22 protein-coding genes are annotated in these 23,045 nt (G+C 68.9%); 6 read left to right on the forward strand and 16 right to left on the reverse strand.

The genetic code is table 11. The features are described from left to right. Positions 1 to 8: 8 nt before the first annotated feature. From ACWPN5_RS00795 to ACWPN5_RS00830, 8 genes are all read right to left on the reverse strand, one after another. Positions 9 to 1,388 (reverse strand): esterase-like activity of phytase family protein, encoded by a 1,380-nt coding sequence (locus ACWPN5_RS00795; RefSeq protein ID WP_145682824.1) that lies wholly within the window; start codon positions 1,386 to 1,388, stop codon positions 9 to 11. A 114-nt stretch (positions 1,389 to 1,502) separates the two neighbouring features. Next, positions 1,503 to 2,417: a ParB/RepB/Spo0J family partition protein gene (locus ACWPN5_RS00800; protein ID WP_186466050.1), complete on the reverse strand. Its 915-nt coding sequence runs from the start codon at positions 2,415 to 2,417 to the stop codon at positions 1,503 to 1,505. Then, positions 2,417 to 3,211 (reverse strand): ParA family protein, encoded by a 795-nt coding sequence (locus tag ACWPN5_RS00805; protein WP_014238938.1) that lies wholly within the window; start codon positions 3,209 to 3,211, stop codon positions 2,417 to 2,419. Before ACWPN5_RS00805 ends, ACWPN5_RS00800 begins: the two co-directional genes overlap by 1 nt. Positions 3,212 to 3,260: 49 nt before the next feature. Then, positions 3,261 to 3,875: a 16S rRNA (guanine(527)-N(7))-methyltransferase RsmG gene (gene rsmG, locus ACWPN5_RS00810; RefSeq protein WP_145682831.1), complete on the reverse strand. Its 615-nt coding sequence runs from the start codon at positions 3,873 to 3,875 to the stop codon at positions 3,261 to 3,263. After that, entirely contained in the window at positions 3,875 to 5,743 is a 1,869-nt protein-coding gene (mnmG, locus tag ACWPN5_RS00815; protein WP_492293717.1) for a tRNA uridine-5-carboxymethylaminomethyl(34) synthesis enzyme MnmG, read from the reverse strand. The genes rsmG and mnmG overlap by 1 nt, the downstream gene beginning before the upstream one ends. Positions 5,744 to 5,852: 109 nt before the next feature. Next, positions 5,853 to 7,184: a tRNA uridine-5-carboxymethylaminomethyl(34) synthesis GTPase MnmE gene (mnmE, locus tag ACWPN5_RS00820; RefSeq protein ID WP_492293719.1), complete on the reverse strand. Its 1,332-nt coding sequence runs from the start codon at positions 7,182 to 7,184 to the stop codon at positions 5,853 to 5,855. 48 nt (positions 7,185 to 7,232) lie between these two features. Beyond that, positions 7,233 to 7,592 (reverse strand): (2Fe-2S) ferredoxin domain-containing protein, encoded by a 360-nt coding sequence (locus tag ACWPN5_RS00825; protein WP_038530197.1) that lies wholly within the window; start codon positions 7,590 to 7,592, stop codon positions 7,233 to 7,235. Next, positions 7,589 to 7,840 carry a DUF6489 family protein gene (locus tag ACWPN5_RS00830; protein WP_014238933.1) on the reverse strand — a complete coding sequence of 84 codons (252 nt, stop codon included), beginning with the start codon at positions 7,838 to 7,840 and terminating at the stop codon, positions 7,589 to 7,591. The genes ACWPN5_RS00825 and ACWPN5_RS00830 overlap by 4 nt, the downstream gene beginning before the upstream one ends. 154 nt (positions 7,841 to 7,994) lie before the next feature. On the opposite strand from ACWPN5_RS00830, the gene ACWPN5_RS00835 reads away from it, so the two are divergent. Genes ACWPN5_RS00835 through ACWPN5_RS00845 form a run of 3 tightly spaced genes read left to right on the forward strand, consistent with a single transcriptional unit; the run spans position 7,995 to position 11,535 of the window. Next, positions 7,995 to 10,013 carry a thioredoxin domain-containing protein gene (locus ACWPN5_RS00835; RefSeq protein WP_492293721.1) on the forward strand — a complete coding sequence of 673 codons (2,019 nt, stop codon included), beginning with the start codon at positions 7,995 to 7,997 and terminating at the stop codon, positions 10,011 to 10,013. A 4-nt stretch (positions 10,014 to 10,017) separates the two neighbouring features. Then, positions 10,018 to 10,539, forward strand: a complete 522-nt coding sequence (locus tag ACWPN5_RS00840; protein ID WP_492293723.1) for a methylated-DNA--[protein]-cysteine S-methyltransferase — start codon at positions 10,018 to 10,020, stop codon at positions 10,537 to 10,539. 21 nt (positions 10,540 to 10,560) lie between these two features. After that, positions 10,561 to 11,535 carry a quinone oxidoreductase family protein gene (locus ACWPN5_RS00845; protein ID WP_145682839.1) on the forward strand — a complete coding sequence of 325 codons (975 nt, stop codon included), beginning with the start codon at positions 10,561 to 10,563 and terminating at the stop codon, positions 11,533 to 11,535. A 152-nt stretch (positions 11,536 to 11,687) separates the two neighbouring features. Here ACWPN5_RS00845 and dnaQ read toward each other — a convergent pair whose 3' ends face one another. Genes dnaQ through ACWPN5_RS00870 form a run of 5 tightly spaced genes read right to left on the reverse strand, consistent with a single transcriptional unit; the run spans position 11,688 to position 15,301 of the window. Continuing rightward, the gene (gene dnaQ, locus ACWPN5_RS00850; protein WP_145682841.1) at positions 11,688 to 12,365 is read right to left on the reverse strand and encodes a DNA polymerase III subunit epsilon; all 678 of its coding nucleotides are present in this window, start codon (positions 12,363 to 12,365) and stop codon (positions 11,688 to 11,690) included. Continuing rightward, entirely contained in the window at positions 12,358 to 13,002 is a 645-nt protein-coding gene (coaE, locus tag ACWPN5_RS00855) for a dephospho-CoA kinase (RefSeq protein WP_492293726.1), read from the reverse strand. Before coaE ends, dnaQ begins: the two co-directional genes overlap by 8 nt. 9 nt (positions 13,003 to 13,011) lie before the next feature. Continuing rightward, positions 13,012 to 13,851, reverse strand: a complete 840-nt coding sequence (locus ACWPN5_RS00860) for a shikimate dehydrogenase (RefSeq protein WP_492293728.1) — start codon at positions 13,849 to 13,851, stop codon at positions 13,012 to 13,014. Next, a complete protein-coding gene (locus ACWPN5_RS00865; protein ID WP_492293730.1) occupies positions 13,848 to 14,456 on the reverse strand; it encodes a Maf family protein in 609 nt (202 codons plus the stop codon). The genes ACWPN5_RS00860 and ACWPN5_RS00865 overlap by 4 nt, the downstream gene beginning before the upstream one ends. Continuing rightward, positions 14,453 to 15,301 (reverse strand): pyruvate, water dikinase regulatory protein, encoded by an 849-nt coding sequence (locus ACWPN5_RS00870; protein WP_035670316.1) that lies wholly within the window; start codon positions 15,299 to 15,301, stop codon positions 14,453 to 14,455. Before ACWPN5_RS00870 ends, ACWPN5_RS00865 begins: the two co-directional genes overlap by 4 nt. Before the next feature lie 448 nt (positions 15,302 to 15,749). Between ACWPN5_RS00870 and hemE the strand changes: the two genes are divergently transcribed. Next, positions 15,750 to 16,775 (forward strand): uroporphyrinogen decarboxylase, encoded by a 1,026-nt coding sequence (hemE, locus tag ACWPN5_RS00875; RefSeq protein WP_492296338.1) that lies wholly within the window; start codon positions 15,750 to 15,752, stop codon positions 16,773 to 16,775. Between the two features lie 49 nt (positions 16,776 to 16,824). Next, positions 16,825 to 17,253, forward strand: coding sequence for a protoporphyrinogen oxidase HemJ (hemJ, locus tag ACWPN5_RS00880; RefSeq protein WP_038530217.1), 429 nt, complete (start codon positions 16,825 to 16,827; stop codon positions 17,251 to 17,253). Between the two features lie 16 nt (positions 17,254 to 17,269). Here the strand turns inward: hemJ and ACWPN5_RS00885 are convergent, their stop codons facing one another. After that, positions 17,270 to 20,005, reverse strand: coding sequence for a cation-transporting P-type ATPase (locus ACWPN5_RS00885; RefSeq protein ID WP_492293732.1), 2,736 nt, complete (start codon positions 20,003 to 20,005; stop codon positions 17,270 to 17,272). Between the two features lie 374 nt (positions 20,006 to 20,379). Between ACWPN5_RS00885 and rho the strand changes: the two genes are divergently transcribed. Further along, positions 20,380 to 21,636, forward strand: a complete 1,257-nt coding sequence (gene rho, locus ACWPN5_RS00890; protein WP_014238917.1) for a transcription termination factor Rho — start codon at positions 20,380 to 20,382, stop codon at positions 21,634 to 21,636. Positions 21,637 to 21,787: 151 nt separating this feature from the next. Here the strand turns inward: rho and secB are convergent, their stop codons facing one another. Beyond that, positions 21,788 to 22,285, reverse strand: coding sequence for a protein-export chaperone SecB (secB, locus tag ACWPN5_RS00895; RefSeq protein ID WP_145676057.1), 498 nt, complete (start codon positions 22,283 to 22,285; stop codon positions 21,788 to 21,790). Between the two features lie 100 nt (positions 22,286 to 22,385). Then, the gene (locus tag ACWPN5_RS00900; protein WP_492293734.1) at positions 22,386 to 22,994 is read right to left on the reverse strand and encodes an FxsA family protein; all 609 of its coding nucleotides are present in this window, start codon (positions 22,992 to 22,994) and stop codon (positions 22,386 to 22,388) included. Between the last annotated feature and the right edge of the window lie 51 nt (positions 22,995 to 23,045).

Here is a 23,045-nt window from a genome sequence, read left to right on the forward strand (position 1 = left end):
GCGGCCCCTTATTTCGCCGCCAGGAACTGCGGCACCCGCAGCAGGATCAGTTCGTTGTGGTCCTGCTTGCCCAGCGCGCGGCCGGACGAGTAGGGCAGGTTGTTGTCGTTGCCGACGACGATGTGCTCCGCGTCAACCACATCGACGTTCTCGATGGTGACGAAGGGGAAGGTGAACTTGCCCTTTGCGCCGCCGATCTGGGCGACGCCCTTCGGATCGTCGATGTCCATCAGGTCGACATAGCCCACCTTCTTCACGAAGCCCTCGGCGTCGGCCTGGGCGAAGTCGATCTTGTAGACCCGCTTGAACCGGGCCGGGACGTTGAAGCAATCCGGGGTCGGCTGGCCGGTGCAGCCCTGGGCCGGGTCGCCCTCGCCGTTGTCACGCTCGATGATCAGGCCGGTGGTGGCGTCGATCATGTTGAAGTCGCCGATGTTGTTGCCGTTGGCCTCCAGCAGGTACTTGAAGCTGCGGCCCGTGAAGTCGCCCTTGGCGACGTCGAATTCGGCGATGCGCAGATACTCCCGCCCGTCCTTGGTCTCCCACGCGCCACCCGTCCCAAGCTGGGCGTTGAACAGCGGGCCTTCGAACAGCGGGTAGAGGAACTTCCCGTCCTTCGACGCCGCCATGCCCTCGAAACCGCGCGAGCGGCGCACCTCGAAGGCGACGGCGCCGGGCACCGCCGGGGTGGACACTGCGTAATGGTCGGGGGAGCGCACGGGCTTGCCGTCCACCGTGCTCTCGCGCAGGGACAGCAGTGTGCCGGTGCGGTCGGTCTCCAGAATGTAGGGGCCGAACTCGTCGCCGAAATACAGGCGGTCGCCGATGATCTGCACGCTCTCGACGTCGAAGTCGGCGCCGGTCAGATAGCGTTCCGCGGTCGCCTCGGTGACGATGGGAAAGGGCACCTTGCGGTCGGGGTCGCGCAGGAACAGCGTTTCGGCCACCACCGCCTTGCCGGTCTTCCAATCGATGGTCAGCCGGTGCACCGTCAGCATCGCGTCGGCGGAGTTGCCCTTGCTGCCGAAGCCGTTGTCGGTCAGCACCAGGAAACTGCCGTCGCCCACCGCCTTGATGCCGGAAAAGCCCTGGACCGGCTGGCCTTCGAAAGGCAGCGCCATGCCGGTGGCGCGCGGCGCGCCCGGCGCCGACAGGAAGGACGTGCCGTCGATGCTGCGGGGCTGGTCCACGCGCTTGCGGTCGGCGGCGGTGAACTTGCCGGAGGTGCGGAACAGGTCCGGCGCGTCGGCGGGCGGGGCGATGAAGGTGGCGGCGTCGATAACGCCGTGGCCGGCCAGTTCCGCCGGGAATTTTTGGTCCGCGAACGCCGGACCGGCCAGCAGGGCCGCGGTGAGGCCGGCAAGGCACAGGCCGTGGATGGGCTTCATGAATCTCCCCCTCTGTGTCGGCTCCGGCCGCGTCGCTGCGGCCGGACGACCCTGTTTAGGGGGAGTTCATGTTAGCGCCGTTTCACTAAAGTGACAGTTTGGTTCCGCGACACCCTACTCGCCGCCAAGGCGCCGCAGCACGTCGTCGAGCTGGTCGAGCGTCTGGTAATGGATGGTGATGGAGCCGCCCTTGCCCTGCGGGGTGATCGCGACCTTCAGCCCGATGCGGGCGGAGATCTCCTCCTCGAGATTCACCAGATCGACGTCCTTGAGCGTCGGGTCAGTGGCGGCACCGCCACGCCCTCCACCGGCCTTTTTGGTTTTGACCGGCGCGCTGCCGCGCATCAGGTCCTCGGTCTGGCGGACGTTCAGGCCGCGCTTGACCACCTCGCGCGCCACCGACACCGGATCGGAGGAGGTGAGCAGCGCGCGGGCGTGACCGGCGCTGAGCGCCCCCTCCTGCACCATGCCCTTGACCGGGTCGGGCAGGGCGAGCAGGCGCATCATGTTGGCGACGTGGCTGCGGCTCTTGCCGACCGAGCGCGCCAGATCCTCCTGCGTGTGCTCGAACTCCTCCATCAGGCGCTTGTAGCCCTCGGCCTCTTCGAGCGGCGTCAGGTCCTGGCGCTGGATGTTCTCGATCAGCGCGATTTCCAGCGCTTCACGGTCCGACAGCTCGCGGATGACGACCGGCACCTCATGCAGGCCGGCGATCTGGGCGGCGCGCCAGCGGCGTTCGCCGGCGATCAATTCGTAGGAGTTGGTCGTTTCTGGGTCCCGGCGGACGAGCAGGGGCTGAAGAATGCCCTTGTCGCGGATCGACTCGACCAGCCCCTGCAGCGCCTCGTCGTCGAAGGTGCGGCGCGGCTGGTACTTGCCGGGGTGGATGAACTCGATGGGCACCTGCTTGGACTGGCGCACCTTGTCGAGCGCGGAGTAATCCTCCGCCGCCTCGCCGAACAGGGCGGACAGGCCACGGCCCAGGCTGGCGCGGCGGGCACCGCCGTCCGGACGTTTGGTATCCTCCATCACGCGCTCAGCCTCTTCTCACGGCGCAGCACCTCGCCGGCCAGATGGATGTATGCCTGCGACCCGGGGCAGCGCATGTCGTAGATCAGCACCGGCTTGCCGTGGGACGGCGCCTCCGACACCTTCACGTTCCGCGGGATCACGGTGTCGTAGACTTTCTCTCCGAAGAAGCCGCGGACGTCGGCGGCCACCATGTCGGACAGGTTGTTGCGCTTGTCGAACATGGTCAGCACGACGCCGTGGATGTCGAGTTCCGGGTTGAAGGCGCGCTTCACCCGCTCGATGGTGCGGACGAGGTGGCTGAGGCCCTCCAGCGCGTAGAACTCGCACTGCAGCGGCACCATCACGGCGTGAGAGGCGACCAGCGCGTTCAGCGTCAGCAGGCCGAGCGCCGGCGGACAGTCGATCAGCACGTAGTCGTATTCCAGCGCGCTCTTGTCGACCGCCTCGCGCAGCCGGAACTCGCGCCGCTCGGAGGTGACCAGCTCGACCTCGGCGCCGGACAGATCGACGGAAGAGGTGATGATCGAGAGGTTCGGCACCGTCGACACCGTGGCGGCGTCCTCCAGCGGCATGCCGTCGAACAGCACGTCGTAGATGCCGACGCGGCGTTCGGCGCGCGGAATGCCGAGGCCGGTGGAGGCGTTGCCCTGGGGATCAAGATCAATCACCAGGACGCGCTTGCCGATCGCGGCCAGAGCGGTTGCCAAGTTGATGGTGGTCGTGGTCTTGCCCACGCCGCCTTTCTGGTTGGCAATCGATATGACGCGCGCGGAAGGAAGGGCGGAGGGCATGTCAGCCTCGCGGGAAGCGTCGGAGCGGGAATGCATCAGGGTCGCGGTCTTAGACACGGGCGATACCACTCACACGCAGGATGGTTCCGGTGGGGTCGGTGCGGCTGTCGAAGCGCTCGGTCCGCATCTTCCAATATTTGGTGGTATCGGTCAATTCGTCCGCCACATTTTGCCCCTTGGGAAACAGTGCCGCACCCCGGTCTTGGACAAAGGGATGGGCCCAATTCAGCAGATCGTTCAGCGGCGCCAGAGCGCGGGCGGTCACCACGTCGGCGGCGATCGGCGGCACCGCCTCGATCCGCTTGTTGTGTACAGTGACCGACGCTCCAGCCACACGGGCCGCCTCGCGCAGGAAGGCGCATTTGCGGGAGTCGCTCTCCACCAGATGCACCTCCGGCACGCCCATGATGGCGAGGACCAAGCCGGGAAAGCCGGCCCCGCTGCCGAGATCGACCAGCACCCGAGCGCCGTCGGGCAGCAGCGGGTAAAGCTGGGCGGAGTCGAGGAAGTGCCGGCGCCAAGCGTCGGGCAGGGTGGAGGGGCCGACGAGGTTGATTTTCGGCTGCCACTTGCGCAGCGTCGCCTCGTAAGCGGCCAGGCGGTCCAACGTTTCACGTGAAACACCGGTCGCCGCCTGGAAGGCCGCGGCATCGAACAGGCTCATCAGACGGCCACCTTCACGTCGCGCCGTTTCACGTGGCGGAGCAGGGCGACCAGCGCCGCCGGGGTCATGCCGGGAATGCGGGCGGCCGCCCCCAAGGTCGCCGGACGGGCCTGCCGCAGCTTCTGCCGGATCTCCGCCGACAGGCTGCCGATGCTGTCGGGATCGAGATCGTCGGGAAGCTCCAGCGCCTCATCCTTGCGGAAGGCGCGGATGTCGGCCTCTTGCCGGTCGAGATAGCCGGCATACTTCCCGTCGATCTCCAGCTGCTCGACAACATCGGAAGGTATTGCCGACAGCTCCGGCCACAGTCGGGCGAGGGTGGCAAGGTCGAGGTCCGGATAGCGCAGCAGATCGGCGGCGGTCCGCCGCACGCCGTCCTGGTTGACAGCAATGCCCTGCCGCTGCAACTCCGCCGGGGTGGCCTGGAGGGCGCGCACAAGAGTGCGGCCGGTGGACAGCGCCTCAGCCTTCGCCGTGAAAGCATCACGCCGCGCCGACCCGACGCAGCCGATCACCAGCCCCTTCGGTGTCAGCCGCTGGTCGGCATTGTCGGCGCGCAGGATCAGCCGATACTCGGCGCGCGAGGTGAACATCCGGTACGGCTCGTTGGTGCCTCGGGTGATCAGGTCATCGACCAGCACCCCGATGTAGGCGTCGGCGCGGTCGAGCACGAAGCCCTCCGCCGAGCCGCCGGCCAGCAGGGCGGCGTTGATGCCGGCCATCAGGCCTTGCGCCGCCGCTTCCTCGTAGCCGGTGGTGCCGTTGATCTGGCCGGCGAAGAACAGGCCGGGGGTCCGGCGGGTCTCCAACGTCGGCTTCAGCTCCCGCGGGTCCACGAAGTCGTACTCGATGGCGTAGCCGGGGCGGATCATTGCCGCGCGCTCCAGCCCGGGCATCGTCTTCAGGAAACCGAGCTGGACGTCGCGGGGCAGGGAGGTCGAGATGCCGTTCGGGTAGACCGTATCGTCGTCCAGCCCCTCCGGCTCCAGGAAGATCTGGTGGCGCTCCTTGTCGGCGAAGCGCACCACCTTGTCTTCGATGGACGGGCAATAGCGCGGGCCGGTGCTCTGGATCTGGCCGGAATACATTGGCGCGCGGTGGAGGTTGCCGCGGATCAGCGCGTGCATCTCCGGCGTCGTCCAGGTGATCGCGCAGTCGATCTGCGGCGTGTCGATGCGGTCGGTCAGGTAGGAGAAGGGCGGCGGCGGCGTGTCGCCCGGCTGCTTTTCCAGCGCGGCCCAATCGATGGTCTTGCCGTCGAGACGCGGCGGGGTGCCGGTCTTCAGCCGGCCGAGCGGAAAGCCGAGACGCGCCAACGTGTCGGACAGGCCGATGGACGGCGCCTCGCCGACGCGACCCGCCGGGGTGGTTTCCTCGCCGATGTGGATCAGGCCGCGCAGGAAGGTGCCAGTGGTCAGTACCACGCTTCCCGCCGCGAGGGTCTCGCCGGAACCGGTCACCACGCCGGTGACCCGGCCGTCGTCGCCGATGGTCAGGTCCTCGGCGCCGCCGGCCTCGATGAACAAGTTCGCCTGTTCCGCGAGGATCGCCTGCACCGCCCGCCGGTAGAGCTTGCGGTCGGCTTGGGCGCGCGGGCCACGGACGGCCGGTCCCTTGCTGCGGTTGAGGATGCGGAATTGGATGCCGCCGCGGTCGATGGCGCGGGCCATGACGCCATCGAGGGCGTCGATCTCGCGCACCAGATGGCCTTTCGCCAACCCGCCGATGGCCGGGTTGCAGGACATCTCACCGATGGTGTCCAGCTTGTGGGTGAGCAGCAGGGTGCGCGCACCCATGCGCGCCGCGGCGGCGGCAGCCTCGCAACCGGCGTGGCCTCCGCCGACAACAATGACGTCGAACGTTCGCATGGCCGGACCATAGCCGAGTCAGCGCCGGACGCCAAGCGCCGCGACGCCGCAACGCCCGTGTTTCACGTGAAACAGGGGGACCCGGCGCGTTTGTCACGCCATCCCCGGCTCACTTGCCGATGCAGAAATCCCGGAAGATCACGTCCAGCAAATCCTCCACATCGACCCGTCCGGTGATGCGTCCAAGGGCCCGGCTCGCCAGACGCACATCCTCGGCCATCAGCTCCGGCAGGGGGGCGGTCAGGGCGCGGCGCAGGGCGTCCCGGCACTCCTCCAAGGCGGAGCGGTGCCGCGCACGGGTCAGGGCTGGCGCACCGCTGCCGGCCAGCCGGTCGGCGGTAAACGCCGTCAAACGCGTTTCCAGCTCCGGCAAGCCGGCACCGGTCCGGGCGGAGACCGTGGTCGCCTCCCACTTGCCGACCGTCGGCACGGCTGCATCGGCGACGTCCGTCTTGTTCAGAACCACCACCGTGTCCTTGTCGAGCAGAGCAACCGTCGCCGGGTCAAGCGCGGGCAGGGCGGTGGCGTCGAACACGGCGACCTTCACGTCGGCGCGGGCGGCGCGGTCGAGCGCGCGGCGGATGCCTTCCTCCTCGACCTCGTCGGCGGCCGCCTCGCGCAGACCCGCCGTGTCGGCCAGCACCACCGGGTAGCCGCCAAGGTCGAGATGGACTTCGATCACGTCTCGCGTGGTGCCGGCGCGGGCCGAGACGATGGCGGCCTCGCGCCGGGCGAGGGCGTTCAGCAGGCTCGACTTGCCGGCGTTGGGCGCGCCGACGATGGCGATGTGCAGACCTTCGCGCAGCCGCTCCCCACGTCCACGGTCGTCGAGATGGGCGTCGATCTCCGAGGCGAGGGCGTCCAGCACGGGACGCGCGGCGTCCGAGACACCCGAGGGCAGGTCCTCGTCGGGGAAGTCGATGTCGGCCTCGATGTGGGCCAGCGACCGGGTCAGCCGCTCCCGCCAACCGTCGTAGAGTGTGCCGAGCGCGCCTTCCATCTGGCGCAGGGCCTGGCGGCGCTGGGCGGAGGTCTCGGCGTCCACAAGGTCGGCGACCGCCTCGGCCTCGGTCAGGTCGAGCTTGCCGTTCTCGAAGGCGCGGCGGGTGAACTCGCCGGGCTCGGCGACGCGCAGACCGGGCAGGGCGGACAGCGCCTCCACCACGCCGGCCACCACGGCGCGCCCGCCATGCAGATGCAGCTCCACCACATCCTCGCCGGTGAAGCTGCGGGGGGCGGTGAAACGCAAGACCAGAGCGTCGTCCAGCGCCTCGCCGGTCCGGGGATGGCGCAGCCGGACCAGGGTTGCCATGCGGGGTGTGGGAAGCGGCTTGCCGGTCAGGGCGGCGAGGGCCTCGCCGGACGCCGGACCCGAAACGCGAACCACCGCCACACCGGCGCGGCCGGGGGCGGTGGCGAGGGCGAAGATGGTTGGGATCATCGTGCCAAATGTCATCGTGCCAATATTATCGTGCCGGTTCCGGAATGATCAGCCGACCTGTTCCGGCAGCAATTCTTTTTGTTCCGGCTTCAGCATGAGCCGCTCCACACGGCCACCACCGATCACATGCGTTTCCAGGATCGCGTCGACGTCGGCGAAGGAGTGGTAGGTGTACCAGACGCCCTCCGGATAGACGACCAGCACCGGACCCAGCTCGCAGCGGTCCAGGCAGCCGGCGGCGTTGATGCGCACACGGCCGTCCAGACCCAGCTCACGGGCACGCGCCTTCATGTAGTCGCGGAGCTTTTCGGACCCCCGGGCGGCGCAGGAGCCGCGCTTGTTGCCGTCGGGGCGGCGGTTGGTGCAGGAGAAAACATGGGCTTCGAAGTAGGGCTTCGGATCGGTCACTTGCGTCCATCCTGTCCCATGGCGGCGGCCATCTGGGACCAAAACATTTTCTGAAGCTGCTCCATGCCCTGAATTCCCGCCGGCAGCCACGTCTTCATCATCGTCTCGGGGTCCATGGCGAGCAGGGAGGCCTGCATCCGGTCCTGGATTTCCTGCATCATGGCGTCCTGCATGGGCTTCACGTCGGGAAGGCCCAGGAAGTGGCGCGCCTCCTCGGGTGTGCAGTCGATGTCGATGGTGATCTTCATGGCCCCATTCCCTTGGAAGGCGCGCGGTGCGCGGGAAATTAAGGGTTGAGCGCCGCTTCGGCTCATGCCCCACTATACAGATAGGAAGCCCTGGCGCAACGGCACCGCCGCGCCAGTTTATTCCCAACCACGCCACAGACCGGAAACGCCTGCGATGCCCGCGAACCTGCTTGGCCGGGAGACCAGCCCCTACCTGCTTCAGCACAAGGACAACCCCGTCCATTGGATGGCCTGGGGCCGCGACGCCTTCGAACGGGCCAAGCGCGAGAACAAGCCCGTGCTGCTGTCGGTCGGCTACGCCGCCTGCCACTGGTGCCACGTGATGGCGCACGAGAGCTTCGAAAGCCCGGAGATCGCCGGGCTGATGAACGAGCTGTTCGTCAACATCAAGGTGGACCGGGAGGAGCGGCCGGACGTCGATCAGATCTACCAGTCGGCCCTGGCGATGCTGGGGCAGCAGGGCGGCTGGCCGCTGACCATGTTCCTGACGCCGGACGCCGAGCCCTTCTGGGGCGGCACCTACTTCCCGCCGGCCTCGCGCTACGGGCGGCCCGGTTTCCCCGACGTGCTGCGCGGCGTGGCGGAGACCTACCGCAACAAGCCGGAGAACGTGACCCGCAACGTCACGGCGCTGAAGGACGCGCTGGGCAAGCTGGCCGAGAACCGGGCGGCGGGGGAGGTCGACCTCGCCATGCTCGACCAGATCGCCGATCGGCTGGTCCACGAGGTCGATCCCTTCCACGGCGGCATCGGCCACGCCCCGAAATTCCCGCAGGTGCCGATCTTCACGCTGCTGTGGCGGGCCTGGCTGCGCACCGGCAAGGAGCCCTACCGCGAGGCGGTCACCAACACGCTGGCCCACATGAGCCAAGGCGGAATCTACGATCACCTGGGCGGCGGCTTCGCCCGCTACTCGGTGGACGAGATGTGGTTGGTGCCGCATTTCGAAAAGATGCTCTACGACAACGCCCAGCTTCTCGACCTGATGACGCTGGTCTGGCAGGCGGAGCGGGAGCCGCTGTTCGAGACGCGCATCCGGGAAACGGTGGGCTGGGTTCTGCGCGAGATGATCGCCGAGGGCGGCGGCTTCGCGGCGACCCAGGACGCCGACAGCGAGGGCGAGGAGGGCCTCTTCTACATCTGGAACGAGGAGGAGATCGACCGTCTCCTCGGCCCCAACGCGGAGGTCTTCAAGCGCGCCTACGGCGTCACGCCGCAGGGCAACTGGGAGGGGGCGACCATCCTCAACCGGCTGCACCGCATCGAGGCGCTGGACGCCGAGACCGAGGCGACGCTGGCCGAACAGCGGGCGATCCTCTGGCGGGAGCGGGAGAAGCGGATCAAGCCGGGCTGGGACGACAAGGTGCTGGCCGACTGGAACGGCCTGATGATCGCGGCCCTCGCCCAGGCCGGCATGGTCTTCGACGAGCCGGACTGGATCGCCGCCGCGCAGCGCGCCTACGCCTTTGTCCGCGACCGCATGACCGAGGACGGGCGCCTGCTGCACAGCTGGCGGGCCGGGCAGCTCAAGCACCGGGCGACGCTCGACGACTACGCCCACATGGCGCGCGCAGCACTCGCCCTGCACGAGGCGACCGGCGACGCGGAGCCGCTGGAACAGGCGCGGGCCTGGGTGCGGGTGCTCGACGCGCATTTCTGGGACTCCCAGGCCGGCGGCTACTTCTACACGGCGAACGACGCCGACGACCTGATCGTCCGCACCAAGTCGGCCGGCGACGCGGCGACGCCCAGCGGCAACGGCACCATGCTCGCCGTGCTGGCGACCCTGCACCACCGCACCGGCGAGGCCGCCTACCGCGAGCGAGCGGACGCCCTGGCCGCCGCCTTCTCCGGTGAGCTGAGCCGCAACTTCTTCCCGCTGCCGACCTATCTGAACGCGGCGGAGCTTCTCCAGAAGGCGCAGCAGATCGTCATCGTCGGCGACCCGCAGGCATCGGACACCGCGGCGCTGCGCCGGGCGGTGCTCGACCGACCGCTTCCCGACCGCATCCTCAGCGTCCTGCCGCCGGGGACCGATCTGCCCGCCGGGCACCCCGCGCATGGCAAGGGCATGCAGGGCGGGGCGGCGACCGCCTATGTCTGCACCGGCATGACCTGCTCCCCCCCGGTGACCGCGCCCGACGCGCTGGGCGCCGCCCTGACCCGGAGATGACCCCATGGCGCAGACCCTCAATAACCCGGCCGCCGGCAGTCTGACCGTCGACAGCCCGCTGGGCCTGCTGACCCTGACCAGCGCCGCCGGCGCCATCGTGGCGCTCGACTGGGGCCGGTTGGGCGATGACCGGCCGGACCCCGTGCTGGAGGCGGCGGCGCGCCAGCTCCGCGACTATTTCGCCGGAACGCGGTTGGATTTCGACCTGCCGCTGTCCCCCCGCGGGACGGCCTTCCGGCAGAAGGTCTGGGCGGCGATGCAGGCCATTCCCTACGGCGGCGTCCTGACCTACGGCGACGTCGCGCGGCTGCTGGACACGGCGCCGCGGGCCGTCGGCGGGGCCTGCGGGGCCAACCCGATCCCGGTGATCATCCCCTGCCACCGCATCGTCGGGGGCGGCGGGGCCCCCGGCGGCTATTCCGGCCTGGGCGGCCTGCGGACCAAGGACTGGCTGCTCCGCCACGAGCGGCGGCACCGGGTGACAGCGGACCAAGCCGGCGATACGCTGGAGCTTCAGCTTCTATAAAAAGGGAAGGGACCGACCACCATGGTTCACGCGATCCGCATCCACGAGTACGGCGGACCCGAGGCACTGCGCTGGGACGAGATCGAGGTGGGCGACCCCGGCCCCGGTCAGGTGCGGCTGCGCCAGACCGCGGTCGGGCTGAACTACATCGACACCTATCACCGCTCCGGCGCCTACAAGCTGCCGCAGCTTCCCGCCATCATCGGGACCGAGGGCGCCGGCGTGGTCGAGGCCGTGGGGCCGGACGTGACGACGCTGAAGCCCGGCGACCGGGTCGGCTACGCGCCGCTGATCGGCGCCTACGCCGAATCCCGCCTCGCCCCCGCCGACCGGCTGATCCCGCTGCCGAGCTGGATCGAGGACCGGCAGGCCGCCGCCATGCTGCTCCAGGGCATGACCGCTCAGTTCCTCCTGCGCTCCACCTACGCGGTGCAGCCGGGCGACACCATCCTGGTCCAGGCCGCCGCGGGCGGCGTCGGCCAGATCCTCTGCCAGTGGGCGAAGCATCTGGGCGCCACCGTGATCGGCACGGTCAGCAGCGACGAGAAGGCGGAGCTGGCCCGCGCCGCCGGCTGCGACCATCCCATCGTCTACACGCGCGAGAATTTCGTGAACCGCGTGAAGGACCTGACGGACGGGCAGGGCGTGCCGGTGGTCTATGACGGCGTCGGCAAGACGACCTTCATGGACAGCCTGGACTGTCTGCGGCCCCGTGGCTTCATGGTGCTGTTCGGCGCGGCGTCCGGCCCGGTTCCGCCACTGGATCTCCAGGTGCTGGCGGCCAAGGGCTCGCTCTACGTCACGCGCCCGACCCTGTTCAGCTACGTTTCCAAGCGCGACGACCTGATGGCCAGCGCCGCCGACCTGTTCGAGGTGGTGCACACCGGCGGAGTGACCATCAACGTCGGCCAGACCTTCGCGCTGCGCGACGCGGCGGAGGCCCACCGGGCCCTGGAGTCCCGTGCCACGACCGGGTCCACGGTGCTGCTGCCGTAAGGTTCAAAGCCCTCTCCCGCCCCGGGAGAGGGAGGGACCCGCGCGTGAGCGTGGGAGGGTGAGGGTATTGGCAAGGATCAGTGCCTTGATCCTCGTGCGACCCTCACCCGGCCCTTCGGACCACCCTCTCCCGGGACAGGAGAGGGAACAGGTCACTCGGCGGCCCAGAGCGGATTCTTCAGCTTCTTGAGAAGCTCGGCATGGGCCGCCAGCTCCTCCTCGCTCGGCGCGTGGGCGCGCGGGGCGCGGTAGGGGCGGTCGATGCGGATCGCCGCCGGGCCGCCCGTTGCCGGGCCGGAGGCCAGCGCCAGACCGGCCTGACGGCCGCCGCGCAGCTCCAGATACACCTCGGCCAGAAGCTGGGCGTCGAGAAGCGCGCCGTGGTAGGTGCGGCTGGAGTTGTCGACGCCGAAGCGCTTGCAGAGCGCGTCCAGGGTGGCCGGCGCGCCGGGGAACTTCTGCCGCGCCATCAGCAGCGTGTCGATGGCCCGGTCCTTCGGCATGACCGGATAGCCGGCGATCCGCATCTCCCAGTTCAGGAAGTGCATGTCGAAGGCCGCGTTGTGGATCACCAGCGGCGCGTCGCCGATGAAGGCCACGAACTCCGCCACCACGTCGTTGAACAGCGGCTTGTCCGACAGGAACTCCGTCGTCAGCCCGTGCACCGCCACAGCGTCCGGCGGCACGTCGCGCTCCGGGTTGACGTAGCAGTGGAAGGTCTTTCCGGTGGCGACGTGGTTGTGCAGCTCGACGCAGCCGATTTCGATCAGCCGGTGCCCTTCCTCGGGCTTGAAGCCGGTCGTTTCCGTATCGAGGACGATCTCACGCATGAACCACCTGTCCGGGCTGGTATCCCCGCGGCGGCCATTGCCGTCCGCGGCGCCGCTTCACGTCGGCGAGGATGTTGCGCAGTGCCCGCCGGGTGGCCCGCCGCCCGTCGCCGGTGTTGACGACGTGGTCGGCGCGCCGGCGCTTCTCCGCGTCGGGCATCTGCCGGGCCAGAATAGCGGCGAACTTGTCCGGCGTCATGCCCGGCCGCGCCAGCACCCGTGACTTCTGCACCAGGAAGGGGGCGGTGACCACCACGCTGCGGTCCACCTTGGCCTCCCCGCCGGTCTCGAACAGCAGGGGGATGTCCAGCACCGCCACGCGGACGCGGCGGCGCGCCGCCTGCTTCAGGAAACGCCGCTGCGCCGCCTGCACCGCCGGATGGAGGATCGCCTCCAGCCGCTTCAGCGCCGCCGGGTTGCCGAACACCGCGGCGCCCAGCGCCCGCCGGTCCACCGCATCATCCACCACGACACCGGGGAAGGCCGCCGCGATGGCCGGCACCGCCGCTCCGTGGCGCCCCAGCAGCCCATGCACCACGGCGTCGCTGTCGCAGACCGGCGCGCCCATGCGCTTCAGCATGCGCGCCGCCGTGCTCTTACCCATGCCGATGGAGCCGGTCAGTCCCAAGACGATCATCGCGCGACCTCAGCCCTGGAGAACGACGGCCCTCAGCCCCTCGGTCACCTCCGGTTCGCGGCCGAACCAGGCGGCGAAGCCGGGGCGGGCCTGGTGGAGCAGCATGCCGACGCCGTCCACCACGCGGTTGCCGCGGGCCTGCGCCGCGGTCAGCAGCGGGGTCATCAGGGGCGTGTAGACGATGTCGGTGACCACGGCCGAACCGGGCAGGGCGCGCAGGTCCAGCTCCAGAGGCGGCTGGCCCGCCATGCCCTGGGTCGTCGTGTTCACCACCAACGCCGCCCCTTCGAGGAGCGTTTCACGTGAAACCCAATCGGCGGTCTCAATGGCGCCGCCGATATCGGTGGCCAGCTCGTCGGCCCGCGTCCGCGTGCGGTTGACCAGCCAGACCCGCGGCGCCCCTTCGTCGAGGAGCGAGGCGACGACGGCCCGCGCCGCGCCACCGGCCCCGATGACCAGCGCCGGTCCATCCGCAGCCTTCCAGCCCGGTGCGCCGCTCCTCAAATTCTCGATGAAACCGAAGCCATCGGTGTTGCGACCCTCCAGCGACCCGTCCTCGCCGACCACGATGGTGTTGACGGCGCCCATCCGCTTGGCGGTGGCGTCCAGCCGATCGACCGTGCGGTAAGCGGCTTCCTTGTGCGGCACCGTGACGTTGCAGCCACGGAAGCCGAGAGCGGGCAGGGCGCGGATGGCCTGCTCGATGCGGTCGGGCGGCACGGCCAGCGGCACATAGGCGCCGTCAATGCCATACTGGTCCAGCCAGTAGCCGTGCAGCCGGGGCGAGCGCGAATGGCCGATCGGCCAGCCCATCACACCGGCCAGCTTCGCCTTGCCGCTGATCGTCATTCCGCAATCACCCCATGCACCCGCAGGAACCCGAGCAGCGGCAGCAGCGGCAGCCCGAGGATCGTGAAGAAGTCGCCGTCCACCCGGTGGAAGAGCTGCGCGCCCAGGCCTTCGAGGTGATAGGCACCGACCGACCCCAGCACGTCGTCGCCCGCCGCGTTCAGGTAGGAGTCGAGAAAGGCGTCGCTGAACGGGCGCATGGTCAGGCGGGCGCGGTCGACATGGTGCCACAGCCGCTCGCCGTCGCGGAGCACCACGGCGCAGCTGACCAGCCGGTGCGTCTTGCCGCGCAGGTCCTGCAGCTGGGCTCGAGCGGCGTCGCGGTCGGCCGGCTTGTCGAACCAGCGGCCCTCGCACTCCAGCATCTGGTCGGCGCCGATCACCAGGGCGCCGGGGTGCTTGCGGGTGACCCGCTGCGCCTTCAACTCGGCCAACGCTTCAGCCACATCCTCGACCGGGGCGCCCTCGGCGCGGGCGGCGAGCTTGATCTCCTCCTCGTCCACCGCGGCGGGGGCGAGCGTGACGCGCACCCCGGCGCGCTCCAGCATCTCCGCCCGCGTGCGGGAGCCCGAGGCGAGGACGACGGTGGGAACCGCTGCGCTCACGTCAGCGGCCCCTCAGGAACGACGCCGGGCAGGCCGCCGGTCTGACGGCGGGCGAGCAGCATCATGATCTCCGCCGCCGTCTCCTCGATGGAGCGGCGCGACACGTCGATCACCGGCCAGCCGCGGCGGGTGAACATGCGCCGGGCGTCGGTGACCTCGGCGCGCACCACCTCCGGATCGACGTAGGTCGAGGACTCGTTCTGGTTCAGCAGCTTCAACCGGTTGCGGCGGATCTGCACCAGACGGTCCGGGTCCTTGGTCAGGCCGACGACCAGCGGCCGGGTCAGCTTCTCGATCTCCGGCGGCATCGGGCAACCGGGGACGATCGGAATGTTCGCCGCCTTGATGCCGCGGTTCGCCAGATAAATGCAGGTCGGCGTCTTCGACGTGCGCGACACGCCCATCAGGATCACGTCGGCCTCGTGCAGGTCCCAGCTCGACTGGCCGTCGTCGTGGGCCAGCGCGAAGTCCATCGCGTCCATGCGCCCAAAATACTCGGCGTCCAAGGCGTGCTGGCGGCCGGGCTGGCGCTGCGATTCCACGCCGAGGAAGGCGGCCAGCGCGTTGATCAGCGGGTCGAGCACCGGGATGCAGGGGACCTGCACCTCGCGGCAGAAGTCCTGGAGACGGCGGCGCAGCTTCTCGTCCACCAGCGTGAACATGACGAGGCCGCGATTCTCCTGGACGCCCTCCAGAACCATGTCGAGCTGACGCTCGGTCCGCACGAGATTCCAGAAATGCTCGACCGGGCGAACATCGTCGAACTGGATGACGCAGGCGCGGGCGACGCTGTTGATCGTCTCGCCGGTCGCGTCCGACACAAGATGCAGGTGGAACTGTCTCATCCGTCCCCAACGTGTTGTGGAGAACCCGTCCGAATCTGTGGACAACGGGGATCTCCTGGATTCTGTCCCTCGGGGCGGGACTCGTCGCCCCCGCTGGCGCCCCCTTCGGGACAATCCGCGCGCCCTCTCCGGAACATGGGTACAATGACTCCCGCGGACCATGTTATCCACGGGATTCCCAGGCTTCCCGGTATAGCATTTCCGCCGTTTCCGGCGAAAGCGTCCGGAGTCGTCCACAGAATCCGATTTTCGTCCACAGCGCGCCGTCCAGCCTGTGGACGATTCGGCGCAAAGCGGGGATTCCCGTTTTCCACAGGCACCCACCACCCCTTCTTCCTTTCTCTCTTTAAAAAGAATACTGAGTAGAGGGGAGACAACCCGCAGACCCGATTCACTCATAGGGGAACGATCCGCCGTGTCCGAGGCCGTGTCCAAGATTGCCAAGCCGATGCTCGCCGCCCTCGCCGGCGAGGTGCGTCCGCGCTCGCCCTTCTGGCTGATGCGCCAGGCCGGCCGTTACCTGCCGGAATATCGGGAATTGCGCGCCAAGGCCGGCAGCTTCCTGGACATGTGCTACAACCCCGACCACGCGGTCGAGGTGACCCTGCAGCCGCTGCGCCGCTACGACATGGACGCGGCGATTCTGTTCTCCGACATCCTGGTGGTGCCGCACGCCCTGGGCCAGCCGCTGGCCTTCCTGGAGGGCGAGGGGCCGAAGCTCGACCCTGTGAGAAGCGTGGAAGACCTCAAGCGCCTGTCGCGCGACCGCTTCCACGAGCGGCTGGAGCCGGTCTACGAGACCGTCCGCCGCCTCTCCAGCGCGATTCCGGCGCACACCACGCTGATCGGCTTTGCCGGAGCGCCCTGGACGATCGCCTGCTACATGGTCGAGGGGGCGGGGTCCAAGGAGTACGCGCACGTCAAGCGCTGGGCCTACGGCGATCCGGCCGGGTTCGGCGCGCTGATGGATCTGCTGGTCGAGGTGACCGCCGATTACCTGTGCACCCAGATCGAGGCCGGGGCCGAGGTGGTCCAGCTCTTCGACAGCTGGGCGGGTGTTCTTCCGGCCGGCGAGTTCCGCCGCTGGGTGATCGAGCCGACGCGGCGGATCGTGGATCTCATCAAGGCGCGTCACCCCGCGATTCCGGTCATCGGTTTCCCGCGCGGTGCGGGCCTCTCCTATGAGGCTTACGTCACGGGCAGTGGTGTGGATGCGGTCGGGCTCGACACCACCGTCCCGGTGGCTTGGGCGGCCGGGAATCTGCAATCCAGATTGCCGGTGCAGGGCAACCTCGACCCGATCATGCTCGCCGCCGGTGGCGAGGCCCTGCGCACCGCCGCGTCGGAGATTCTGGAGACGCTTGCCGGCAAGCCCTTCGTCTTCAACCTGGGCCATGGCGTGATCCAGACCACGCCGCCGGACCATGTCGCCGAGCTGGCCCGTTTGATCAAGGACTGGCCGAACCGCGGCTAAGCCCCGGCAGGTTCCAAGAAACGCGCAACGGGAAGGGAAGGGGATTCCAGTGCTTTATCTCTGGGTCAAGGCTCTGCACGTCATCAGCATCATCGCCTGGATGGCCGGGCTTCTCTATCTGCCGCGGCTGTTCGTCTATCATTGCGAGACGGCGCCGGGCTCCGAATCCTCGGAGCGGTTCAAGGTGATGGAGCGCCGCCTGCTGCGCGCCATCATGAATCCGGCGATGGGCGCGGCCTACCTGTTCGGAATCGCGATGATCGTGATGGAGCCGGCCTGGATGAAGCAGGGATGGCTTCACGCCAAGCTGCTGTTCGTCCTGGCGCTCACCGGCACGCACATGATGATGGCACGCTGGCGCAAGGACTTCGAGGCGGACCGCAACACCCGCCCGCAGCGCTTCTTCCGCATGTGGAACGAGGCGCCGACCCTGCTGATGATCGGCATCGTCATCTTCGTGATTGTGAAGCCGTTCTGACGGGACGGGGCGGCGGTCAGCCCCGCCGTCCCTTCACCCGACGGGTGACCGCCTTCTCCGCCTCCACCGCCAGGAAGATCGCCAGACCGGCCGCCGTCATGGCCACCCACTGGCTCCAACCCACCGCCGCCGTGCCGAACAGGCTCTGCAGGGGCGGGGCGTAGGTGAAGGCAAGCTGGAAGACCAGCATCAGCCCGATGGAGATCCACACCGGGCGGCTGCCGAACAGCCCCCGCCGGTTCATCACCGAGGCGGTGACCGCCCGCGCGTTCAGCAGGAAGAAGATCTCCCCCATCACCAGCGCGTTGACGGCCATCGTGCGGGCGACCGGCGTCGGGTCGCCGTGGCCCTCGTGCAGCAGGAAGAATCCGAAGCTGGTGGCGACCAGGAGCGCCATCACCAGCACCATCCGCCCGATCAGGAAGCCGGGCAGGATCGGCTCGTCCTTGGGGCGGGGCGGGCGCTTCATCACCGCGGCCTCCGGCGGCTCGAAGGCCAGCGCGAGGCCCAGCGTCACCGCGGTCACCATGTTGACCCAGAGAATCTGGACGGGCGTGATCGGCAGCGTGTAGCCGGCCAGCACGGCGACCAGGATCACCAGCGCCTGGGCGCCGTTGGTCGGCAGCATGAACAGGATCGTCTTGCGCAGATTGTCGTAGACGGTCCGCCCTTCCTCCACGGCGTGGGCGATGGAGGCGAAGTTGTCGTCGGCCAGCACCATGCTGGCGGCCTCTTTCGCGGCCTCCGTCCCCTTGCAGCCCATGGCGACGCCGACGTCGGCGCGCTTCAGGGCGGGGGCGTCGTTCACCCCGTCACCGGTCATCGCGACCGTGTAGCCGGCCGTCTGGAGCGCGCGGACGAGGCGCAGCTTGTGCTCCGGCGTGGTGCGGGCGAAGACGTCGGCGTCGCGCGCCACGGCGACCAGCGCCGCGTCGTCCAGCCGGTCCAGCTCGCTCCCCGACACGGCGTCGCCCGACAGGTTGAACTGCCGCCCGATGGCCTGGGCGGTGCCGGCGTGATCGCCGGTGATCATCTTCACGCGGATTCCCGCCGCCTGGCACTCGGCCACCGCCGCCACCGCCTCCTCGCGCGCCGGGTCGATGAAGCCGCACAGGCCGAGCAGGGTCAGCCCCTCGCGCACGTCGTCCATGTCCAGCACGGTCTGGCCGGGCAAGGCGGGGCGTCCGGCGAGCGCCAGCACGCGCTGGCCGCCCGCCGCCAGCTCCTCCACCCGCGCCAGCCAGTGGCCGGTGTCGAGCGGCGCGCCGCCGCCGTCCGGGGCCCGTACGTGCGCGCACATGGACAGCACGCGCTCCGGCGCGCCCTTGACGTACAGCACCCCGTGCCCCTCATGGTCGTGGTGCAGGGTGGCCATGTACTTGTGTTCGGATTCGAAGGGGATGACGTCCGTACGCGGGCGACGGGCGGCCTCCTCCCGCGCGTCCAGCCCGGCCTTGATGCCGAGCGCCAGCAGGGCGCCGTCGGTCGGGTCGCCGGCCACCGTCCAGCCCTCCTCGCCCCGCTGAAGCTCCGCGTCGTTGCACAGCAGGGCGGCGCGGGCCAGTTCGCTCAGCACGGGATCGGCGCCGGGGTCCAGGGCCTTGCCGTCGCGGCGGAACTCGCCCTCGGGGCGGTAGCCGGTGCCGGTCACCGCGCAGTCGCCCGCAGCGGTGACCACGGTCTGCACGACCAGCTCGTTGCGGGTCAGCGTGCCCGTCTTGTCGGAGCAGATGATCCCGACCGAGCCCAGCGTCTCCACCGCCGGCAGGCGCCGGATGATGGCGTTGCGCCGGGCCATGCGGGTGACGCCGATGGCCAGCGTGATCGTCATCACCGCTGGAAGCCCTTCCGGAATCGCCGCCACCGCCAGACCGACCGCGGCCATGACCATCTCCGGCCAGGGCTCCCCCTGGACCAGCGAGCCGTAGAGGAAAGTCAGCGCGGTCAGCGCCAGGATGCCGATGGTCAGCCAGCGTCCGAAGACGGCCATCTGGGCGAGCAGCGGCGTGGTCAGCTCCTCCACGCCCGCCAGGAGCGTGCCGATGCGGCCCAGTTCCGTCCGGTCTCCTGTAGCCACCACGACGCCGGTGGCCTGTCCCTGGGCCACCAGCGTGCCGGAATAGGCCATGCCGCCGCGCTCCGCCAGGGGAGCGTCCGCCGCCACCGCGTCGGCGCTCTTGGCGACCGGCACGGATTCTCCCGTCAGCGCCGCCTCCTGCACACGCAGGCCCTTGACCCGGACCAGCCGCAGGTCCGCCGGCACCTTGTCGCCCGAGGCCAGAAGGACGCGGTCGCCGGGCACCAGCTCCTCCGCCGGGACGGTGACCTGATGGCCGCCGCGCAGCACCACCGCCTGCGGCGACAGCATGCTGCGGATGGCGTCCAGCGCCTGCTCCGCCTTGCCCTCCTGGACATAGCCGATGGCGGCGTTGATCAGCACGACGCCGGCGATCACCGCGGCGTCCACGAACTCGCCCAGCAGCACCGTGACGACTCCCGCGCCGATCAGCACGTAGATCAGCAAATTGTCGAACTGCGCCAGGAAGCGCATCAGCGCCGACCGGCGGGGCGGCGGGGTCAGCCGGTTGGGGCCGTAGCGGTTCAGGCGCTCCGCCGCCTCGTCGGGCGTCAACCCGTCGTCGGGGCTGTCCAGCGCGGCCAAGGCCTGGTCCGGCGGTTGGGCGTGCCAGGGCAGGGGGGCGGCTTCGGGAGCAGCGATGGTTCCGGGTCCGGAACGGTCATGCGGGCTCATGATCTCAACCAAACCGTTTCTATCCTGAACGTCCAGGTCGTACACTGGTGGCTTGGTTAACAGGGGATGCGGCATCGTGACCCGGATGACATGTCCCGGACGGGAACGCGCAAGAATCCACCCTGTTTCCAAGAATTCGCTTTCATTTGACTTGCAGACGGCGTTCCGCTAACCATCTTTCCCACCACGGGGCGGCAAGCCTCGCGGGCACCCATCCCACATCCGCCGTTCCGTCCCTCCCCAACGATCTGGGCGCGACGTCCGACAGGCATTCCCAGCCTTCAGCGCCGTTCGACGCTCAACCGACGCACCCTGCGCCGGCCCGGGACCTCTGGCACTCCCCCTCGCATGACCGATTCCCTTAAGGCACCCCCATGCATCTCCAAGAGCTGAAGTGCAAGAGCCCCGCCGAACTGCTGGCGTTCGCCGAGGAACTGCAGATCGAGAACGCCAGCACGCTGCGCAAGCAGGACATGATGTTCGCCATCCTCAAGCAGCTGGCGGAGAACGATGTTCCGATCTACGGCGACGGCGTGCTCGAGGTTCTTCAGGACGGCTTCGGGTTCCTGCGTTCGCCGGAGGCCAACTATCTTCCCGGCCCCGACGACATCTACGTCAGCCCCAGTCAGGTGCGCCGCTTCAGCTTGCGCACCGGCGACACGGTCGAAGGGCAGATCCGCGCGCCCAAGGACGGCGAGCGCTACTTCGCCCTTCTCAAGGTCAACACGATCAACTTCGATGCGCCGGACAAGGTCCGCCACCGCATCAACTTCGACAACCTGACCCCGCTCTATCCGGAAGAGCGGCTGCGCATGGAAGTCGACGACCCGACCAAGAAGAACTACACGGGCCGCATCATCGACCTCGTGGCGCCGCTGGGCAAGGGCCAGCGCGGGCTGATCGTCGCCCCGCCGCGCACGGGCAAGACCGTGATGCTGCAGAACATCGCCCATTCCATTGCGACCAACCACCCGGAAGCCTATCTGATCGTCCTGCTGATCGACGAGCGGCCGGAAGAGGTGACCGACATGGCCCGCTCCGTGCGGGGCGAGGTCATCAGCTCCACCTTCGATGAGCCGGCGACGCGCCACGTCCAGGTCGCCGAGATGGTCATCGAGAAGGCCAAGCGGCTGGTCGAGCACAAGCGCGACGTGGTCATCCTGCTGGATTCCATCACCCGTCTGGCCCGCGCCTACAACACCGTCGTTCCCTCCTCGGGCAAGGTGCTGACCGGCGGCGTCGACGCCAACGCGCTGCAGCGCCCGAAGCGCTTCTTCGGTGCGGCCCGCAACATCGAGGAGGGCGGCTCGCTGACCATCATCGCGACCGCGCTGATCGACACCGGCAGCCGCATGGACGAGGTGATCTTCGAAGAGTTCAAGGGCACCGGCAACTCCGAGATCGTGCTGGACCGCAAGCTCTCCGACAAGCGCACCTTCCCGGCCATCGACATCTCCAAGTCGGGCACCCGCAAGGAGGAGCTGCTGGTCGACAAGGGCACCATTTCCAAGATGTGGATCCTGCGCCGCATCCTGATGCCGATGGGCGTGACTGACGCGGTGGACTTCCTGGTCGACAAGCTGAAGCACACCAAGTCGAACTCGGAATTCTTCGAGTCCATGAACCAGTAGTCCGCAGCCGTCTCCCCCGCCCGGTCGAAGGGCGGGGGAGGGCACGAAAAAGGCGGGAGGCCCCTTGGAGCCTCCCGCCTTTTTGTTTGTCCGAAACCAATGGCCCGGATCAGAACCGCGTCATCAGAACGGCGGCCTCAGAACGGCGGCCTCAGAACGGCGATTGGGGCGCCTGTTCGGCCTGACCCTGCTGACCAGCGGTCTGGCGGCGGTACAGGTCGACGAAGTCGATCGGGTTGATCATCAGCGGCGGGAAGCCGCCGTCCTGGGTGCAGCCGGCCACGATGGCGCGGGCGAACGGGAACAGCATCCGCGGCGCCTCGATCAGCAGCACCGGGCGGTGATGCTCTTGCGGCAGGCCCGGGAGCTGGAACAGGCCGCCGTAGGCGACCTCGACCAGGAAGGCGGTCGCCTCGGCCTGCTTGGCCTCGCAATGCAGCTTCAGCACGACCTCGTAGACGTCCTCGCCCATCGGCTGGACCTGCACGTCCACGCCGATGTTGACCTGCGGCTGCGGCTGGCCGGGCAGCAGGCTCTGCGGGGCGTTCGGGTTCTCGAAGGACAAGTCCTTCACATACTGCGCCAGCACATGCATCGGCAGCGACGAGGCGGCTTCCTGATCTTGACCGTTGATCTGCTGATCGGACATGGACAACTCCTGGCCGCGGGGCGGCATCACGATGGAAAGGTCTTCAAGACCCGCTGGCTAGCACGGAACCGAGGGCTCCACAAAGTGAAACCGCCGCGTTTCACCCGCGGTCGTTGCGGTGGGGCGAACCGGGCGGCGCCCAGCGGGAGTCACCGAGCTTGGGCATGTCGTCCGGACCGTCGCGGTCCGACGGACCGGCGCTTCCCGGGCGGCCGCCGTCGGGGTCCACCTCCTGGTAATCGACGTCGATCACGCCCGGTGGCGGGCGGTTTCCGGGGCCGCCATGGGGGCCGCTGCTGCTCCAGGTCCGGCCGCCCGCCCGGCCGTCCATCTGGCCGCCCATCTTGAATGACGCGACCCCCTTCATACGGTCGAACAGCCAACGGCCCAGGGCGTTGCGGATCGGGCGCACGAACAGCAGGAGTCCGACGATGTCCGTCAGGAAGCCGGGGATGATCAGCAGCAGGCCGGCGACGACGACGCAGAAGCCCTCGAACACGGCGCCGACCGGGCTCTCGCCGCGCTCCGCCGACGCCTGCGCGCGCTTCAGCACGGACAGGCCCTGCCAGCGGATCAGGACGGACCCGAGGATGGCGGACAGGACGACCAGCCCGACCGTCGGGCCGGCGCCAATCCAGTCGCCGACCTCGATGAAGGTCGCGATTTCCGCGATCGGCAGCAGAAGGAACAACAGCAACAGTGGATTCATGGCCGTCCTTGCTCTTTCAACCCCGAGGGCCTATCTACACCAGGGTACGTC

This window comes from Azospirillum sp. UENF 211521, assembly GCF_058780535.1.

What these genes read in the sequence shown, in the direction of transcription:
- ACWPN5_RS00840 (WP_492293723.1), top strand. Translation starts at nt 10,018, where the DNA reads ATGGCGCAGACCCTCAATAACCCGGCCGCCGGCAGTCTGACCGTCGAC.
- secB (WP_145676057.1), bottom strand. Translation starts at nt 22,285, where the DNA reads ATGTCCGATCAGCAGATCAACGGTCAAGATCAGGAAGCCGCCTCGTCG.
- ACWPN5_RS00860 (WP_492293728.1), bottom strand. Translation starts at nt 13,851, where the DNA reads ATGACGATCAGCGGCAAGGCGAAGCTGGCCGGTGTGATGGGCTGGCCG.
- mnmG (WP_492293717.1), bottom strand. Translation starts at nt 5,743, where the DNA reads ATGCGAACGTTCGACGTCATTGTTGTCGGCGGAGGCCACGCCGGTTGC.
- coaE (WP_492293726.1), bottom strand. Translation starts at nt 13,002, where the DNA reads ATGATCGTCTTGGGACTGACCGGCTCCATCGGCATGGGTAAGAGCACG.
- ACWPN5_RS00835 (WP_492293721.1), top strand. Translation starts at nt 7,995, where the DNA reads ATGCCCGCGAACCTGCTTGGCCGGGAGACCAGCCCCTACCTGCTTCAG.
- ACWPN5_RS00900 (WP_492293734.1), bottom strand. Translation starts at nt 22,994, where the DNA reads ATGAATCCACTGTTGCTGTTGTTCCTTCTGCTGCCGATCGCGGAAATC.
- hemE (WP_492296338.1), top strand. Translation starts at nt 15,750, where the DNA reads ATGCTCGCCGCCCTCGCCGGCGAGGTGCGTCCGCGCTCGCCCTTCTGG.
- ACWPN5_RS00870 (WP_035670316.1), bottom strand. Translation starts at nt 15,301, where the DNA reads ATGAGACAGTTCCACCTGCATCTTGTGTCGGACGCGACCGGCGAGACG.
- ACWPN5_RS00830 (WP_014238933.1), bottom strand. Translation starts at nt 7,840, where the DNA reads ATGAAGATCACCATCGACATCGACTGCACACCCGAGGAGGCGCGCCAC.
- ACWPN5_RS00845 (WP_145682839.1), top strand. Translation starts at nt 10,561, where the DNA reads ATGGTTCACGCGATCCGCATCCACGAGTACGGCGGACCCGAGGCACTG.
- ACWPN5_RS00805 (WP_014238938.1), bottom strand. Translation starts at nt 3,211, where the DNA reads ATGCCCTCCGCCCTTCCTTCCGCGCGCGTCATATCGATTGCCAACCAG.
- dnaQ (WP_145682841.1), bottom strand. Translation starts at nt 12,365, where the DNA reads ATGCGTGAGATCGTCCTCGATACGGAAACGACCGGCTTCAAGCCCGAG.
- rsmG (WP_145682831.1), bottom strand. Translation starts at nt 3,875, where the DNA reads ATGAGCCTGTTCGATGCCGCGGCCTTCCAGGCGGCGACCGGTGTTTCA.
- rho (WP_014238917.1), top strand. Translation starts at nt 20,380, where the DNA reads ATGCATCTCCAAGAGCTGAAGTGCAAGAGCCCCGCCGAACTGCTGGCG.
- ACWPN5_RS00885 (WP_492293732.1), bottom strand. Translation starts at nt 20,005, where the DNA reads ATGAGCCCGCATGACCGTTCCGGACCCGGAACCATCGCTGCTCCCGAA.
- ACWPN5_RS00800 (WP_186466050.1), bottom strand. Translation starts at nt 2,417, where the DNA reads ATGGAGGATACCAAACGTCCGGACGGCGGTGCCCGCCGCGCCAGCCTG.
- mnmE (WP_492293719.1), bottom strand. Translation starts at nt 7,184, where the DNA reads ATGATCCCAACCATCTTCGCCCTCGCCACCGCCCCCGGCCGCGCCGGT.
- ACWPN5_RS00795 (WP_145682824.1), bottom strand. Translation starts at nt 1,388, where the DNA reads ATGAAGCCCATCCACGGCCTGTGCCTTGCCGGCCTCACCGCGGCCCTG.